Raw genomic sequence first — 16,006 nt, 5'->3', positions numbered from 1 at the left:
TAGCAAGTTAACAATTGCCGCGATAAGTTCCTTGCTTCCACTTCAGGCGCCGGTCTGCCCGAACCAAAAAAGCCCGAAAATGAATTCATTTTCGGGCCAGAAACAACCGGTTTTTAATACGGTTACGGTTTCATTTGCCGAACTTCATTCCGCAGACTTTCGGGATCCCAACCGTCTTCGACATCTTTCAGCCAGCGGTCGTTGATGTCGGCACTGAGCAATTCTTCCAGGTCGCGAATGCGCTGGCGGGCGCTGCTAAAATACTGTTTGCGATCGTGCCGAACGGCGGCCAGCTCACTCATCGCCTGCTCATCGTGTTTGAGAAATAACCGGGCCGCCCGCTGCGACGAGTACGCCCGAAAACCGAGCAACGTCATGGCATCAACGCCCATCCGAAGCGAGCTATCGAGGGTTTCGCGGTAAATGTGGCTGATGCCTGCATCCAGCAGCTCATAGGCGTCGTCGCGGTCGGCGGCCCGTACCAGCAGTTGCAGGTGCGGAAAATGCTTCTTCGCGGTTTCGACCAGTTCAAGCGATTTCTCCGGCGAATCCAGCGCAATAATCATCAACCGGGCTTCGGCGGCTCCGGCTGATTTGAGTAAATCGTAGCGCGACGCATCGCCGTAGTACACCTTCATGCCCAGTTTTCGCAGCGTATCGACCCGATCCGAATCAAAATCCAACACCGTAGTCCCGACGTTGTTCGCCCGCAAAAACCGTCCGACGATATTGCCGTACCGACCAAACCCCGCCACGATTACCGTATTCTTTTCCTCAATCGTATCCTGTTCTTTATCAACGGTTTCTTGGGTACCTAATCGTGGCAACAGTACTTTTTCGTTGACCAGAAAAACCACCGGGGTAACGCCCATGCTGATGGCCACGACCGCCGTCATCAGGTCCACGACATCCGGCGATAAAATACCGTTCTGCTGAGCAAATGAAAACAGCACGAAGGCGAATTCGCCCACCTGACAAAGCCCCAGCGCAAACAGCAGGTTCTGATCCGTCTGTAACTTAAAAACCTTACCCAATACGGCTAAAACCGAAGCTTTCAGGGTCATGATCGCTACCACAAGACCGATGACCAGCAGCGGATTTTCGGCAATCAGTTCAAAATTGATAGCGGCTCCCACCGAGATAAAAAACAGCCCCAGCAGCAACCCTTTGAAGGGATCGATGTCGCTTTCCAGCTCGTGTTTGTATTCGCTGTTGGCCAGCACTACGCCCGCAACAAAAGCGCCGAGGGCCGGGCTCAGGCCCACCATTTCCATCAACACCGAAATGCTGACAACCATCAGCAAGGCCGTGGCAATAAACACTTCCCGCAGCCCAGTTCGGGCAATGATCCGAAACACCGGCCCCATGACATACCGACCGATCAGCACCAGCCCCAGCACCGCTCCCACCACCACAAACGGCCGCAGCCAGCCGGGCAGGTCAGCCACCAGGGAAACATGGGCGTGGTGATCGCCTTCGGAAGCCACCGGATACGTGGCCAGCAAGGGCATGATGGCCAGAATCGGAATGACGGCAATGTCCTGAAACAGCAATACCGCAAACGTATTCTGCCCGGCTGCGGTTGCCATCAACCCTTTTTCGTTCAGCGTTTGCAGCACGATGGCCGTCGACGACATGGCCAGAATCATGCCCAGCGCCAGTGCGGGTTGCCACGGCAAGGCCGTTGCCACCGCCAGCCCACCAGCCAGCAAAGCCGTGAGCAACACCTGCAACCCGCCCAGGCCCAACACCGGCATCCGTAGCTTCCAGAGTCGTTCGGGTTCGAGTTCCAGCCCCACCAGAAACAGCATGATGATCACGCCGAACTCGGCAAAGTGCATAATGTCCTGCCCTTCGTCGCCCACCAGCCCCAGTACCGCCGGGCCAATCACGATTCCGGCCAGCAGATAGCCCAGTACCGAACCCAGCCCCAGCCGTTTGGCAATTGGAACAAATACAACACCTGATGCCAGGTAAACAATGGCCTGTAAAAGTATAGTTTGATTCATAATCCGCGCTTAGTCAACAATTAACTCATTCATATACGGGCGTTTTCGGGCATCCTCAACATCCAGCTTGTCCGTCGTCAGCATGGTCAGCAGACTTTTGTACTGGCTGGCATACCGGTGCATTTCTTCCTCGGCGAGTCGATGGGTACCGTGTACGACGAACGGCGGCAGGTAGATCATCTTGCACAGATAAGCCGTCTGGTCAAACGGTGCCAGAAACTGCGGCATTGTAAAGCGATTGTAGCCTCCTTCTTCATAGGCTCGGTGTGGGCCTCCCGTGGTAATGACGTTGAAAATCTTCTTTCCAACCAAGGCATTGCCTTCCCGGCCGTAGGCCCAGCTGTGTTCGAGCACCAGGTCCTGCCATTGCTTCACCATCGCGGGCGCGCTGTACCAGTAGAACGGATGATGCAGAATGATGTACTCGTGATCGAGCAGGAGTTGCTGTTCCCGGTCCACATCGATATCGAAATCAGGATACGCTTCGTACAGATCATTGACCGTTACCGACTCGACCGCCTGACAGGCACTCATCAGAATCCGGTTGGTTCGCGACTTTTCCAGCGCGGGGTGCGCAAAAAGGATTAAAACTGACGCCATTCGTTGAGGGAAAAAGGAATTTAATTAACAGACAAAAACCGTATAGCCATGCCTATCCAATCAAATTTAAGCCAAATGTGACGAAATAAAAACCCGGGCATCGCGCAGAAACGGTTTTTAAAAGAATCACTGACCTACTGCGTAACGGTTTTCGGGAAAATATCCCTTTTTTCAGAACTTCTTTGGTTACTTTTGATATTCTACTGATAGCTCGCTGATACAACCTGCTTCCCCGAGCGCTGAACTATGTACGACGTAATTATCATCGGCGGAGGACCGTGTGGACTGGCCGCCGGGATTGAGGCCTCGAAAGCCGGTTTAAGTCACCTGATTCTGGAAAAAGGCAGTCTGACCGAGTCCATCCGGCGGTACCCGAAAATGATGCGGTTTTTCTCAACGGCCGAAAACATTGAAATTGGCGGTATTCCGTTTCCCATTTCGGGCGTCAAAGCCAACCGGAACGAAGCCTTGCAATATTACCGCAAAGTGGCAGGCTACTTCAACCTGAATTTCAAGTTGTTTACGGAAGTAAAGCATGTAACGCGCTATGAACCCTCCGAGCATGAAGAAGACCCAAAAGAGCTGTTTACGGTTTTCACAACCAATGGCCTGACCTACCAGTCGCGAAAGGTGATTCTGGCCACGGGGTATTTCGACAAACCGCGCTCGTTGCAGATTCCGGGCGAGGACCTGCCGCACGTGACGCACTACTACGACGAACCGTTTCAGTATTCTTATACGAACGTGGTCATTGTGGGCGCATCCAATTCGGCAGTGGAAGCCGCGCTGGAGCTATACCGCGCCGACGCCCACGTCACCATCGTACATCGGGCCGATGATTTTCGAAAAACCGTAAAATACTGGCTGATTCCGGATGTCAAAAACCGGGTCAAGGAAGGCAAAATCCACACGCGATTCAGCACCTGCGTGACGCGCATCGAACCGGGCAAAGTGTGTCTGACGGACCTGCAAAGCGGTGAGGAAAGCGAGCTCCCCGCCGATTTCGTCCTGATACTGACGGGCTATATCCCCGATGCCGAGTTGCTACAGGAATGTGGTGTGGCACTGAATCCAGAAACCCAGGTGCCGGTCTACGACCAGGAAACCTTCGAGACCAACGTGCCGGGTATGTACGTCTGCGGAACCGTCATGGCCGGGATCTATACCGAAAAAGTGTTTATCGAAAACGGCCGCGATCACGCCAAAGCCATCGTTGATCATATCACCGGAAAACCGGTGCGGAAAGTAGCGGAGCTGATCGACCGGATTTGAGAATCCGGTCAAAACCGTTCACTCAGCCTGAGCAGCCGGAAGTTGAATCGTGAAGGTCGTTCCCTGATTAGGAACGCTTTCAAACGAAATGGTTCCGGCATGAGCCTCCACAATCTGCCGAGTGATGGAAAGACCGAGGCCAAACGATTCTTCGCCCGACGTGCCTTTTCGTTTTGATTCGGTAAAAACATCGAAAATTTTATCGCCCACTTCCGACGGAATACCGATCCCTTCGTCGCGGACGATGAGATAAACGTAGTCCCGATCGGTGTCGATTGCGACGTCAATTCCGGCTCCTTCCGGGCTGAACTTGATGGCGTTGGAAAGCAAATTACTGACCACCCGCCACATCTTTTCGTAATTGAGCCGGAGCAAAACGGGTTCGAGATGCAGACGGATTTGCTGGTGCTTCTGGTCGGCCCGATGCGCCAGCATGTCGGCGCAATGCTGCACCAGATCCGCCAGATTGACGTCTTCCCGTTTAAACCCCTCGCCCGACGCCCCATTCATGTGCATCAGGTTGTTGACCAGTTCCAGGGAGTTATTGCCGGAAATTTTGATCAGTCGCAAAAACTCCCGGTCATCGTCCGACCGGTCGTCGTCTTCCAGCATCATATCCGCCACCGACGACATGGCTCCAATCGGGTTGCGCAGGTCGTGGGCCACAATTTTCATAAGTCGGGCATTTTCCCGCTGGCTGTTTTCAAGTGCCAAGAGTGCCTGCTGCATTTGGTTATTGAGTTCCGTCAAGCTCCTGACGTTCAGGCGGGACCGGTGGTAATAACGCCAGATGACAAAGGCCAGGCACAGGGTCATTCCCAGAAAAACCGACAAGCCAATGACATAACTGGTTTTGAGCTCATTGCTTTTTTCGAGCAGCGAAAGCTGGTATTTCTGTTCGTGTTCGTGTAATACCTGATCCATGTCTACCTTTTTCAATCCGGTATCGAGCCGATCCAGCGAATCCTGGTAAGCATGGTATTTAGTTGAAAACCGGTACGCGCTGGCAACATTTCCCACTTTATCGTAATACAACCACTTGAGTTCATACCAGTTTTCCCAGATCACACCGTGGGCAATGCTCTTTCCCCGGCCCGATACCAGATCGGCTTCCAACGCATCCAGCAACGCGCTGGCCTTGGGTAGCTGGTTGTAGTTGATATACAGCCTAATCAGTTTCGTTTTGGCCGTCTGGGCATCTTCAATACCAAACCCCGGCCGGTCGTTGAGCCGGATGTTGGTTAGCAAGTGTTTTTCGGCCGCCTGAAATTGATTCATTTTTACATAAACACCGCCCAGATTTCCCTCTACGACAGCGCGGGCCACCGTCATGAAATCCCGCTTGTTTGGGTGTTTATTCTCACCCGATTGAATAAAAGCCAGTGCCTGATTGTAATAATAAATGGCGGAGTCTGGCTGCCCGGATTTTTCAAAACACAGTGCCGTTGAATTGAGGATACTCTGCTGTTGAATGAAGCTATATTGAAAAGCCGGATTCGCACACGACCTGATTTCCCGAAGGGCCTGTTTCAGATAAGGAATAGCCTGCCGGTATTGCTCCTGCCGGTAGCGGATAATACCCAACGCATTCGTAAATTCGCTCATGCTACAAGGGTCCATGCTGCCCTTTGCGTAGCTTCGGCCATCGTAATAGAGTTTGAAAGCCTGGTTGTATTTCTTTTCTTCCTGCAACAGATTCGCCAGGGCATAGAGCGAGTGGGCGTACTCAAACCGGTACCGGTTCTTTTCCTGATCCAGCACGGTCAGCATGCTGTCTACATACTGTTTTCTTTTGATCAGATCGTGTCCGTAGTGAGTATAGTAGCTGGCTTTTACATTGTACTTTTTCCACAAGTCACCGATTCCGGGCTGGGCCAAGGTCCGATAAGCCGAATCAATATAAGTGAGCGACCGGGCCGGAGCATCCCCTTCCATAAGATTGATGGCGCGTTCGGATACACTATCGGCCCACACCACGTGATCAGCCGCAGGGTGAACCGGTTTCTCACAGGACGCCAGCCATAAAACCAGGAGAACAAGGAGGCTAAGCGTTCGGTGCATATTTCTAAAAGTGTTGAGTATTACAATAGTAAGCAAACTTATCGTACTTCGTGTAGCCAGTAAAGCGGAGTGAGTTTTCGGTTAGCTGAGTATCAATGGCCGACACCGAACGCTCGTTAAAGTACTTAAAAACCGCAAGACCTGCCAAAAATAGTTTGTGAGGACGTTCTTATTAAAGGAAATGATCATCCGTCGAACAGCCCGGATTTGTCCTTATCTTGCAGTCAGATTTTACCGACGCGCTTGTATGAAAACCTGGCTTTTTTTGTGCTTTGTATTCTTATCCACTCTTTCATTTGCCCAACAAACCGTTAACCGTACGCTGACACCCGACAAACGCTGGCAAACCGACTTCTGGAAAGCGCAATGGATCGGCCATCCAACGGCCCCGATCCGGGCGTATGGTGTCTACCATTTCCGGAAAAGTTTTAATCTGCCCCAAAAGCCCAACCGTTTCGTCATCAACGTTTCCGGCGACAATCGCTACCAACTCTTTGTCAACGGAAAAGCCGTCGTTTCTGGCCCGGGCCGGAGCGATTTGCAAAACTGGAACTACGAAACCGTTGACATTGCCCCGTACTTAATCAACGGCAAAAACACCCTGGCGGCCGTAGTGACCTACATGGCCGAATACGCTCCCTTTTACCAGATGCACTACCAGTTTGGATTTATCGTGCAGGGTGATGGCGACGCTGAACAGGTGGCGAATACGAACAATACCTGGAAAGTATACCAAAACCCGGCCTACTCGCCGGTGATCAACGATATTCCGAAGCTGCGCACCTACATCGTGGTGGGCGCGGGCGACCGGGTCGACGGGGCAAAGTATCCCTGGGGCTGGCAGGAGCCTGCGTTCGACGACGCCAGCTGGCCAGCGGCCAAACCGGTGGGCTGGGCGGCCAAACCGCGCGGCCTGGGCACTGATGGCAACTGGAATCTGGTTCCGCGCACCATTCCGCTGATGGAAGAAACTCCGCAACGGCTGGCCACGGTTCGGCGGGCGGAAGGCGTTGATGTCGATGACGATTTTTTACGGGGAAAAAACTCTTTTACCGTTCATCGCAACCACAAAGCCGTTATTCTGCTCGACCAGGGCCACCTCACCAACGCTTTTCCGGAACTGACCGTCAGCCGGGGAAAAGATGCGGTGATTACGCTGGGCTACGCCGAAGCGCTGGTGGACGACAAACGGCAGAAAGGAAACCGTAACCAGGTGACTGGCAAGCAGCTAATTGGTTTTGAAGACCAGTTTATTGGCGACGGCAGCAAGCAGAAACGCGTTTTCCGTCCGCTGTTGTTCCGGACGTACCGGTATTTGCAGCTTACCATCGAAACTAAGGGTGATCCCGTTGAAATCCACGACCTGATGGGGCACTTTACGGGCTATCCGTTTCAGGAAAAAGCACGCTTTGCCAGCAGCGACGAAAGCCTGGCCCCCATCTGGACGGTGGGCTGGCGAACGGCCCGGCTTTGTGCGGGCGAAACGTATTACGATTGTCCGTACTATGAGCAGTTGCAGTATACGGGCGATACCCGCATCCAGTCGCTGATCTCGCTGTACGTGACGGGCGATGACCGGCTGATGCGCAAAGCCATTCAGGATTACGACCACAGCCGGTTCAGCGACGGGTTGACCCAAAGCCGCTACCCCAGTGCCGATTTCCAGGTGATTCCGCCGTTTTCGCTGTTCTGGGTGACAATGGTCTACGATTACTGGATGCACCGCAAAGACGACAAATTCGTGGAATCGATGCTGCCCGGCATTACGAGCGTGCTCGACTGGCACGAAAAACGACTGTCGGCCAACGGCCTGAACGGCCCGCTCGAATGGTGGAATTTCGTTGATTGGGCGAAGTGGGAAGCGCCGGGCGAAGGCATGGGCGGGGTTCCAAAAGGCGCACGGCAGGGTGGTTCGGCCATTCTAACGTTGCAACAAGCCTACACGATGCAGCGGATTTCGCAGTTGTTTTACCATTACGGCAAAAACCAGCAGGCCGAGCATTACCGCGCCGTCGGCATCCGGCTGGCCAAGAATGTGTACAATCGGTGCTGGGATGCCAACCGGGGGTTGCTGGCCGACACGCCCGACAAAAACAACTTCAGCCAGCACGCCAACATCTGGGCCATTCTGACGGACGCCGTTCCGGTGGCGCAGCAGAAGGCGCTGATGCAAAAAGTCATGAATGATCCAGCCCTGACGCAGGCAACCTTTTACTTTAAATTTTACCTGTTCCAGGCGCTGAAGAAAACCGGCCTGGCCGACCAGTTTCTGCCCCTGCTGAAACCGTGGCACGATATGCTGGCGATGGGCCTAACGACGTTTGCGGAAAATCCGGAACCGACCCGTTCCGACTGCCACGCGTGGAGCGCTGCCCCGAACTACGAATTTCTGTCGACGGTTTGTGGCATCAATCCGGCTTCGCCCGGCTTTGAAACGGTGGTGATCACGCCGTATCTGGGGAATCTGCAATTTGCGGAAGGAACGATGCCGCATCCCTACGGCGATATTTCCGTGCGGTTTGACAAAACACCAACGGGTGGGTTGAAAGGAACCGTTACCCTGCCCGACGGCCTGACCGGAGCGCTGAAATGGAAAACCAAAACCGTAGTGCTGAAAGAAGGGCAGCAGACGATTAGTCTGTAGTTTTCAAAGAATCCCGGAATGCAGTCAAATGAATTTTCGGTATTCTTCGGAACGGTAAGTAATCAGTGTAGCCAAACTCACTTTCCGAAACGCGTTGCGGGTTGTGCTGACATTGCCTGTTCGAAAGGTGGCCGGTATCGAAGCCTCGAAATAGCAATTCCAGAAAACCGAAAATGGTTTGGAGCGAAGTTTGAATTCACGAACGTTGTCGGGCGGACTTTATCTGGTTGAGGTCAGGCTTAGGAAGCACATGGTCAGGAAGAAGATTGTGAAGTATTATATTCATCCAAGAACAGATTTTAATGCTATTAAAATTAAGCTAAATGTCGTAGTTAAACTTTTGCATCTCTCGCTTGATTTCCTGAATAAATATTTCTTTTTCAACTAATAAAGTATTCGGAAAGCGAGATGAAGTTTCAAACTCTTCTGGCTTAATTTTAAACAATTCAACTTGAGAAGGGCATAATGTAGTGCCGTCAAAAGCAGTTGATATCCGTATTGAATTTTTATATTCTTTTGGGTGATCTGTGCGACTCTCATACAGCCAATATATTGATCGGAAAAATCAAAAGGCAAATAGGATACCTCATTCTCTGATAAATTACTTACTATATTGTTCCATTTAATCAGAACATTATTTAAAACTACTATTACTTTTGCCCAAGTCTCTTCTTTTGGTAGAATGAAGTTGTCCAATGCGTAAAAATAACTGTCTTGGGTGTCATTGATGAGATCATCAAAAACAAGTGAAAGATCCTTATGATAAGGCTGATTGGTATTGTATACCAAGTTTACATGAAGCATATTTTATATTTTTAAGGATTGTTTCCTGCTCACTACTTAACTTAGCCTAATAAGTTGAGTCTACTGATGGCAGTCCCCCAACAGTGTTTAGGCTGAATAGAAATGCTATGATTGTTTTCATATAGTTGGATTTATGGGCATATATTATTTGTAGCTATTCTCTACTTTTGCAATCTTTCCATTTTTAAAATAAATAGTTTTGGAAATAGGCTCAAATCCTACTAAGGGTACCGCATTAGGATTTGGATCACCATTTGGTAATAGATCATCTACAATCCTGTATTTTACAAGTGGCCTGACTGTATTGAAAAAGAAGCCATTTGTTTGGATAACAGGTTCGATACCACTCGAAATAAAAATGATATTTCCCTCAATTATACTATACATGGATACCGGTGATTTCTTTAATTCGCTTAAGTATCCCACATTGCTGAGTATGTAAATCAAATTTCCATTTTCGTTTCGAATGTTACATCTAATGACTCCTTTTCCAGTGGCTTTGAAGAACTCTTTGATTTCCTCGATTATATAGGGCTGGTTAAATACTATTTTTCTCGAATTCTGATCAGGAAATCTCACAGACTGACCATTTGCTTTAAAAAACAGAAGAAATAGGATTGATAGTAGTAAGTATTTCATAGCCATGGCGATTATAATTTACCGGACCAGTCGTAAATGTTATAGCCACAATTTTTGAAATTATTATTAATCAAAAGTTGTGCTTTTTTACCATCATTATCAAAGATCCCCATCCAAAGCTCACCTTGAGGATTTAAAACGAAGTTAGGAACATTCCAAGCTTTTACTAATACATAATCATCTTGTCCATTTGGATCTTTTGAAATACTGGGGCCTCTTGAATAACCATTTGGGTGAGTGTGAATGACTCCTAACACATTTATCCATTCATTATAAAATTTTACCGATACGGTGTTGTTTGGTTCTCTTCGATATTGGTAGTAATCCAACCGAGATTGTGTTTGTGAATTATTAAAATTGGGTAACCAAAGAATCCCTTTATTCGTTATCAAGGCAGCATTTTCATGATGAGCTACGCCATCCTTAAATGAATCTTCCCACATTTTTTTGAAAACCTCACATTGATTTGCTTTTTTATGAAGTTTCCCTGGCTTCACTATCTTCTCCAACTCCTTTTTCTTATCTTCGTAAGCTTTACTAACGTATGGATTACTTTGCAAAGATGGTCCCCCTCGCCCTGGTCCCTCAGTACCTGGAAGGATGTCTGGACGTACACCATATATAACTACTTCAGGCAAGTTTGAATGTCCCGGGATAATGATAGGGTCTTCACCTAATGTTTCGAAGTCCCAGACATAAATCCCACCGGTTTTATCCGTACCTCCTACTCCATCTACCAGACCTTCAAGAACAACAGCATCGATATGTGCTGTTTCTTGTGGATCATTCCCATTTCCCTGACATTGAATTGTTCTTGGGCTATTCTGCAAAGAAAAATTAGTATCCTTCACCCGGACGCTGATGGACTGATTCTGATTGTTCTTAATCGAGGCCGGTGGCGTAAAGTTAAAGGCGTGTTGCCCGTTTCCTATGCCCGCGCTCAGTAAATCTTGCCGATAAGCAGCCGCCGAAATACTACCTACCACCTGCCCATTCGACAAAATCTCGACGATGATAGGATTATTGGGGTTGTTACGGTCATAAACCCAACCCCAGATGTTGTCGCAGTTTGCTCCCTCAAAATTCCCATTATAGTTACCGTTCGATGGAGTCGGATTAGTCGGCGGATTTGGATTCGTTGATATCGAACAGCCCGTGGTAAAGTTAATGGTGATTTGATTTCCGGACTGATTGGCTGAACCCGTGATGGTTCGGCCGGTTCGCCCATCACTGGGAAACGTATAACTGGCGACGGTATTGGGATTCACCGTTCCGGCAAAGATACCGGGCATCGAAACCGTAACGGGAGAGTTAGTACTGCTGCTAAACTGGTATCTGAGAATTCCTGAATTACAATCATAGCTTACAATCTGGAATGCTAAACTCCCCCCGGTTGAAGGCGGATTCGGATTGGTTGGCGGATTTGGATTGGTCGTGCCGTTGCGGGGATCTTCGGCGGCAAAACAGTTCGTCCGCGAGGGATCATAACCTGCCGCTACCAACCAATGCCGGGGTTTAAAGTTGGAACCATCCTGATAAGCGGCATACCACACCCCATTGTACTGATGGGCATAAATGGCTTCCCCATAGAAGTTCAATAAAAGCTGTCCCTGGCTAAAATTGCACCCGCTGGCAGGATTGGATGGTGTAGGCGTTGTTGGCGGAGGAGTGGTCGTGCCGCTACCGGCACAGGTTATGTTGCGATTATTCACCGGAAAAGTGTACCCGCTGCCTGGCACCCGAAGACTAATCGATTGATTTTGATTATTCCTGATCGAAGCCGGAGGAGTAAAGTTGAAACCATGCTGCCCGTTGCCTTTCCCTGCATTTTGTAAGTCCGGGCGGTACTGGTTGGCCGAAAGTGTACCGATTACTTGGCCATTGGCCAGAATCTCGACGGTGATCGGCGCATTGGGGTTGCTTCGGTCATACACCCAGCCCCAGATGTTATCGCAGCTGGCTCCATCAAAATGCCCTTCATAATCGCCACTGGCACTGGCGCGGGCCAGACGAGTGGTAACGGATTCAGCGGAGTTGACAACGGTAATGGAGAGTCGCGCTTTTTCAACAAACAGGCTGTTGATGTCGGCGGCTGCATGGCTTCGTAAAAGTCGAAAAACGGGCTCTGCCCCGACTTTGGTGAAATAGCCGGTTACGGTGAAGGTAGCAGACGGTTTGGCCACCGAAAGTTCAGTGGTAACCAAGTCATCATAATTTCCACCGGTGCGAACGAAACCTTCGGGCAAGATCAATTTAAGCCGAAATGCATTGGAACCGGCAACGGTATACAACAAAGTGGGGGAGAGGTTGAGGTAGTGAGCGGTGATCTTCAGGTCGATCGACTGACCTGGAGCGACTTCGGTATGGCTTGCCCGCAGGCTAAACCGGATGGGATCGTTGGTCGCTTTTTGGGGCAAACGAAACGGGGGATGGAAGGGAGATAAGCTGCTGACAGGCCCTTCTTTCACAGGTGAAGTAGCCCCCAATGTCACGAAAACAACAATGATGATCCCTGAAAATCGGAACAGAATTTTGCTTAGTAAATGATATAGCATGGATGTACTTTTTTGTATGTGCGAGCAATTTTAAGACAAACTTCAAGCACAAACAAGGATATTTAAAAATAAATTTCTCTGTTTAGTTATATTTTATATTAGTAACATTATGTTAATTAATCTACCAATCCAGCCTTACTTATTCTTGATCCGTTCGAAAATCCGCACATCTTCAACGGTTTTGACCAGCCGGTAATGTTGATGAATGTAGTCGCGAACGGCCGGAATTCGCTCGAACTGGTACGCCGGATCAGAAAAAGGGGCAATCCGGGGCGACATCACATCGACAAACAGACGCGGCCGGGTCTGTTCCAGATCACTCAGAAATTGCTGAATGCGGTAGGGTTGCGTCGAGGTCGGTGCGTAGACCCAAAAGGTATTGGACGACCGATATCCCATCGGTCGGCGGGCGTAGACGTACAGCCGGTCGAGGTAACCCCACAACACGACGGGTTCGTTCGGCTGGCCTCGGAGCCGGATTTCGGTGGCCAGTTGCCGGAATAACGGTTCGCCGGGATGCCGGGGAATTGGCGCGCGGTAAAATGCATTCACCGCAGCCTGTACCAGCACCAACCCAAGACTCAGGACAACCATTCGCCGAACGGTCGAAAAACCGTTGATTTCGAGCAAAACCGCGAGCACAAACAAGCTCGAAAAAATGAGAAAAAGCTGGTAATGCGGATATGGATTACCAGCCTGCAAAACGGCGTACAGGCTCGCCAGCAGCCAACCCAGTCCCAGCCAGAACCGTCCCCGCTGATCGACCGATTGGAAAACCGGGCCATGTCGAAAGCGCCAGACGCCCACCAGCATGGCCCCCAGAATACCGATCCAGTATCCGGCCACTTTGTAGGAATGGAAAACAAAGCGAGCCATCCGACCCGGCGAGAACCGCTCCCAACCCGACAAAGCAGAATACTCCGTCGTGTAGGAATACACAAAATAATTGCTGAAATAATCACCCCAAAACGATTCCAGATCGTCATGAGCCGCGTAAAAAACCGTTAGCAGACACACGGGCAACAACGCCCCGCCCAACACTGCCACTAGCGCCCCAAAACGGCTGGACCGGTAGAGCTTCCAGGCGGCAAACAGCCCGAAGACCAGACCCATTGGTACAGTTTGAAATTTGACAAAGGGCAGGCATCCCAGCCAAAATCCAATCAAGACCACGCGAGACACCGGTTTAGATTCGATTCGCAGCAGGCCATATAATCCCACAATCAGCCACAGATTGCCCGTTACTTCGGTGTTGAAACTGGCAAAATCGTGGTACCAGATGGTGCTCAGCAGCAGCAACGGCAGCCAAAGCAAAACGGTGGCAACCGCTTCGTCGAGGTACGCAGCGCAGATTCGCCAGAATAGCCAGAGAGTCAGGCACCAGAGCAAAACACCGGCGAAATCCGTCAGGCCGTAACTGAGCGGAATACCCGCAATTTCAAGCAGGGCCAGCGGCAATACGCCCAGCGGTCGGCCATCCGAAACCGTTAGTAGCGTATAAAATGGATTGCTGGACTGGCCAACGGTAAGGGCCGACGCGATCCAGGTGCTGGTGTCAACGTTTTGTTCGTAATCAGACCGATAAAGAATCCGAATCAGCACAAACAGGACGAACGAAATCCCAACCGCCCATTGACCGGAAAACCGTGGACGAACCTTCCGGAATAGCCGCCCGCCCAGCGCCAGACTCCAGCCCAATAGCACGCACGCAATTATCAAACGAAACGGCAACGCATACACTCCGTTTTCCATCAACGCATCTGAACGAAAAGCGAACTCCCAAACGGCGGATCGTCGAACCACTGTTCTTCAACCCGCAAAAGGCTCAACACTTGGTTGTTAATCCATAAAGGAGGTAGTTTCACGTCGGAAGCCAGGTTATCCGGACGGCTCAGGCGGTGAAGAAACAACTGCGTTTTCCGCAAAAACCAGATCGGTATAGTTAGCAAAAAATTCCAGTACACGGCCTGATCCAACGTAAAACCGGCCTTCGTTGCAAACTGCGCAAATTCGGACCGCACAAACCGTCGGGCGATATTGAGGGCAATGTCGTGCGTTCCCCGCAGCGCCGGAAAAGCGTTGTTGTTGCTGACAAATATTCCACCCGGCCGCAATCGTTGCCGGAAAAGGCGCATCAGCCGATCAATTTCGGAATCGGTAAAATAACACAGCACATCATTACAAATAATGACGTCGAAGCTTTCGCCGGGGTGAAAACAGTCCAGCGCCCGCAGGTCGTGCAACTCGGCAGCCACATTGCGCTCCCGGGCCAGCGCAACCGCATCGGACGAAGCATCGAATCCCGTCAAATTGGTGTAGCCCGCCTGACGGAAAGCATCCAGCAAACCGCCCGTGCCACATCCCGCATCCAGAATCCGAACGGTATGATTGGCCGGGAAAGCCGCCTGAACCTGCCGGATGACTTTCTGATGCAGCACGCGGTACCACCACAGCTCACGCTCGACTTGATACATTCGTTCGTACTCGCTCCGATTTCCGATCATAATTGAAATGTTCCGATTTGACGATGTATTGCGGCAGCCCACTTTGCATCATAAACATCCTGCCCACGTATTCGCCCAGTACGCCCATGCCAAAAAGCTGAAGGCCAGCCCCGAAGCAGATACTGAGCCACAGCAGATGATCCGTTTCGGGTAGATGCGCCTGCAGAAATGATCCTACCGCTTCGGCAACACCTGCCAGTAAACTAAAGCCGATCAGCCCCATTCCGGCCAGCGTCAGCAAGCGGAGCGGCTGCACCGAATACCCGAAAAAAATAGTCAGAAACAACGAAATGAGCCGTTTGATTGTGTAGTTAGAGCCGCCTTCCCGCCGTTTTTCGTGCGTAACGAACACCCGACCCACATTCCGGGTTACCTGAAAAATCAGCCCATCGAGGTACGGATACGGCCCTTTGTAGCGAATAATTTCCCGCACCACTTCCTGCCGCAACAGTTTGAAGCTGGACAAATACAGATCCGACGGCTTATTTAACAACCAGGTAGTCATCCGGTTAACCACCCAGCTTCCCCAGTTCCGAAACCAGGCGTGTTGCTTGTCCTCGTACTGCGAATAGACCACATCGTAGCCACCCCGTTGCGCTTCCCGCAGCAGCTTGATGATTTCCTGCGGAGGGTTCTGAAAGTCATCGTCGATGATCACGCAGAATTCGCCCCGGGCGTGATTCAGGCCGCACATCACCGCCTGAAACTCCCCAAAGTTTTTGCGCAGGGATATAAAATGCACCTGTTCGTAAGTCTGCGCCAGGCTTTCGCAGATTTCTTCGGAGGCATCGCGGCTGCCATCGTTGACCAGTACTATTTCAAACGGGTAAGCCGCCAATTCGTAGGTGAGGCACTCCACCAGGGGTAGAATCGTACGCTCACTGTTGTAGACCGGGATAAGGACAGAAAGTAACATGG

At 50.6% G+C, this 16,006-nt stretch carries 11 protein-coding genes; 2 read left to right on the top strand and 9 right to left on the bottom strand.

Features of this window, described 5'->3' with window-relative positions:
• Window positions 1-122: 122 nt before the first annotated feature.
• Entirely contained in the window at window positions 123-2,009 is a 1,887-nt protein-coding gene (locus ACYVH9_RS03790; RefSeq protein WP_460634961.1) for a monovalent cation:proton antiporter-2 (CPA2) family protein, read from the bottom strand.
• 9 nt (window positions 2,010-2,018) lie between these two features.
• Window positions 2,019-2,609, bottom strand: a complete 591-nt coding sequence (gene kefF, locus ACYVH9_RS03785; RefSeq protein ID WP_460634960.1) for a glutathione-regulated potassium-efflux system oxidoreductase KefF — start codon at window positions 2,607-2,609, stop codon at window positions 2,019-2,021.
• A gap of 246 nt (window positions 2,610-2,855) precedes the next feature.
• Here kefF and ACYVH9_RS03780 point away from each other — a divergent pair, with 246 nt between their 5' ends.
• A complete protein-coding gene (locus ACYVH9_RS03780; RefSeq protein WP_460634959.1) occupies window positions 2,856-3,881 on the top strand; it encodes a YpdA family putative bacillithiol disulfide reductase in 1,026 nt (341 codons plus the stop codon).
• An 18-nt stretch (window positions 3,882-3,899) separates the two neighbouring features.
• Here ACYVH9_RS03780 and ACYVH9_RS03775 read toward each other — a convergent pair whose 3' ends face one another.
• The gene (locus ACYVH9_RS03775; RefSeq protein ID WP_460634958.1) at window positions 3,900-5,942 is read right to left on the bottom strand and encodes a tetratricopeptide repeat-containing sensor histidine kinase; all 2,043 of its coding nucleotides are present in this window, start codon (window positions 5,940-5,942) and stop codon (window positions 3,900-3,902) included.
• A gap of 247 nt (window positions 5,943-6,189) precedes the next feature.
• On the opposite strand from ACYVH9_RS03775, the gene ACYVH9_RS03770 reads away from it, so the two are divergent.
• Complete coding sequence (locus tag ACYVH9_RS03770) at window positions 6,190-8,586, top strand: alpha-L-rhamnosidase-related protein (protein WP_460634957.1); 2,397 nt, start codon at window positions 6,190-6,192, stop codon at window positions 8,584-8,586.
• Window positions 8,587-8,970: 384 nt separating this feature from the next.
• On the opposite strand, the gene ACYVH9_RS03765 is transcribed toward ACYVH9_RS03770, so the two are convergent.
• From ACYVH9_RS03765 to ACYVH9_RS03740, 6 genes are all read right to left on the bottom strand, one after another.
• Window positions 8,971-9,390, bottom strand: a complete 420-nt coding sequence (locus ACYVH9_RS03765) for a hypothetical protein (protein ID WP_460634956.1) — start codon at window positions 9,388-9,390, stop codon at window positions 8,971-8,973.
• Window positions 9,391-9,534: 144 nt separating this feature from the next.
• Window positions 9,535-10,029 carry a hypothetical protein gene (locus tag ACYVH9_RS03760; RefSeq protein ID WP_460634955.1) on the bottom strand — a complete coding sequence of 165 codons (495 nt, stop codon included), beginning with the start codon at window positions 10,027-10,029 and terminating at the stop codon, window positions 9,535-9,537.
• Window positions 10,030-10,040: 11 nt separating this feature from the next.
• On the bottom strand, window positions 10,041-12,584 hold the full coding sequence (locus ACYVH9_RS03755; protein ID WP_460634954.1) for a hypothetical protein: 2,544 nt from the start codon (window positions 12,582-12,584) through the stop codon (window positions 10,041-10,043).
• 135 nt (window positions 12,585-12,719) lie between these two features.
• Window positions 12,720-14,336: a hypothetical protein gene (locus ACYVH9_RS03750; protein WP_460634953.1), complete on the bottom strand. Its 1,617-nt coding sequence runs from the start codon at window positions 14,334-14,336 to the stop codon at window positions 12,720-12,722.
• A complete protein-coding gene (locus ACYVH9_RS03745; protein ID WP_460634952.1) occupies window positions 14,336-15,058 on the bottom strand; it encodes a class I SAM-dependent DNA methyltransferase in 723 nt (240 codons plus the stop codon). Before ACYVH9_RS03745 ends, ACYVH9_RS03750 begins: the two co-directional genes overlap by 1 nt.
• Window positions 15,039-16,004, bottom strand: a complete 966-nt coding sequence (locus ACYVH9_RS03740) for a glycosyltransferase family 2 protein (RefSeq protein ID WP_460634951.1) — start codon at window positions 16,002-16,004, stop codon at window positions 15,039-15,041. The genes ACYVH9_RS03745 and ACYVH9_RS03740 overlap by 20 nt, the downstream gene beginning before the upstream one ends.
• Window positions 16,005-16,006: the final 2 nt, after the last annotated feature.

This window comes from Larkinella harenae, from assembly GCF_054780515.1.
Note: the sequence above shows the minus strand (reverse complement) of the source record. Positions and strands in the feature narration are given on the sequence as shown.

Excerpts from the sequence above, each read along its gene's own strand:
- ACYVH9_RS03770 (WP_460634957.1), top strand. The coding sequence starts at position 6,190 with ATGAAAACCTGGCTTTTTTTGTGCTTTGTATTCTTATCCACTCTTTCA.
- ACYVH9_RS03750 (WP_460634953.1), bottom strand. The coding sequence starts at position 14,336 with ATGGAAAACGGAGTGTATGCGTTGCCGTTTCGTTTGATAATTGCGTGC.
- ACYVH9_RS03790 (WP_460634961.1), bottom strand. The coding sequence starts at position 2,009 with ATGAATCAAACTATACTTTTACAGGCCATTGTTTACCTGGCATCAGGT.
- ACYVH9_RS03775 (WP_460634958.1), bottom strand. The coding sequence starts at position 5,942 with ATGCACCGAACGCTTAGCCTCCTTGTTCTCCTGGTTTTATGGCTGGCG.
- ACYVH9_RS03780 (WP_460634959.1), top strand. The coding sequence starts at position 2,856 with ATGTACGACGTAATTATCATCGGCGGAGGACCGTGTGGACTGGCCGCC.
- kefF (WP_460634960.1), bottom strand. The coding sequence starts at position 2,609 with ATGGCGTCAGTTTTAATCCTTTTTGCGCACCCCGCGCTGGAAAAGTCG.
- ACYVH9_RS03745 (WP_460634952.1), bottom strand. The coding sequence starts at position 15,058 with ATGTATCAAGTCGAGCGTGAGCTGTGGTGGTACCGCGTGCTGCATCAG.
- ACYVH9_RS03740 (WP_460634951.1), bottom strand. The coding sequence starts at position 16,004 with ATGTTACTTTCTGTCCTTATCCCGGTCTACAACAGTGAGCGTACGATT.
- ACYVH9_RS03765 (WP_460634956.1), bottom strand. The coding sequence starts at position 9,390 with ATGCTTCATGTAAACTTGGTATACAATACCAATCAGCCTTATCATAAG.
- ACYVH9_RS03760 (WP_460634955.1), bottom strand. The coding sequence starts at position 10,029 with ATGAAATACTTACTACTATCAATCCTATTTCTTCTGTTTTTTAAAGCA.
- ACYVH9_RS03755 (WP_460634954.1), bottom strand. The coding sequence starts at position 12,584 with ATGCTATATCATTTACTAAGCAAAATTCTGTTCCGATTTTCAGGGATC.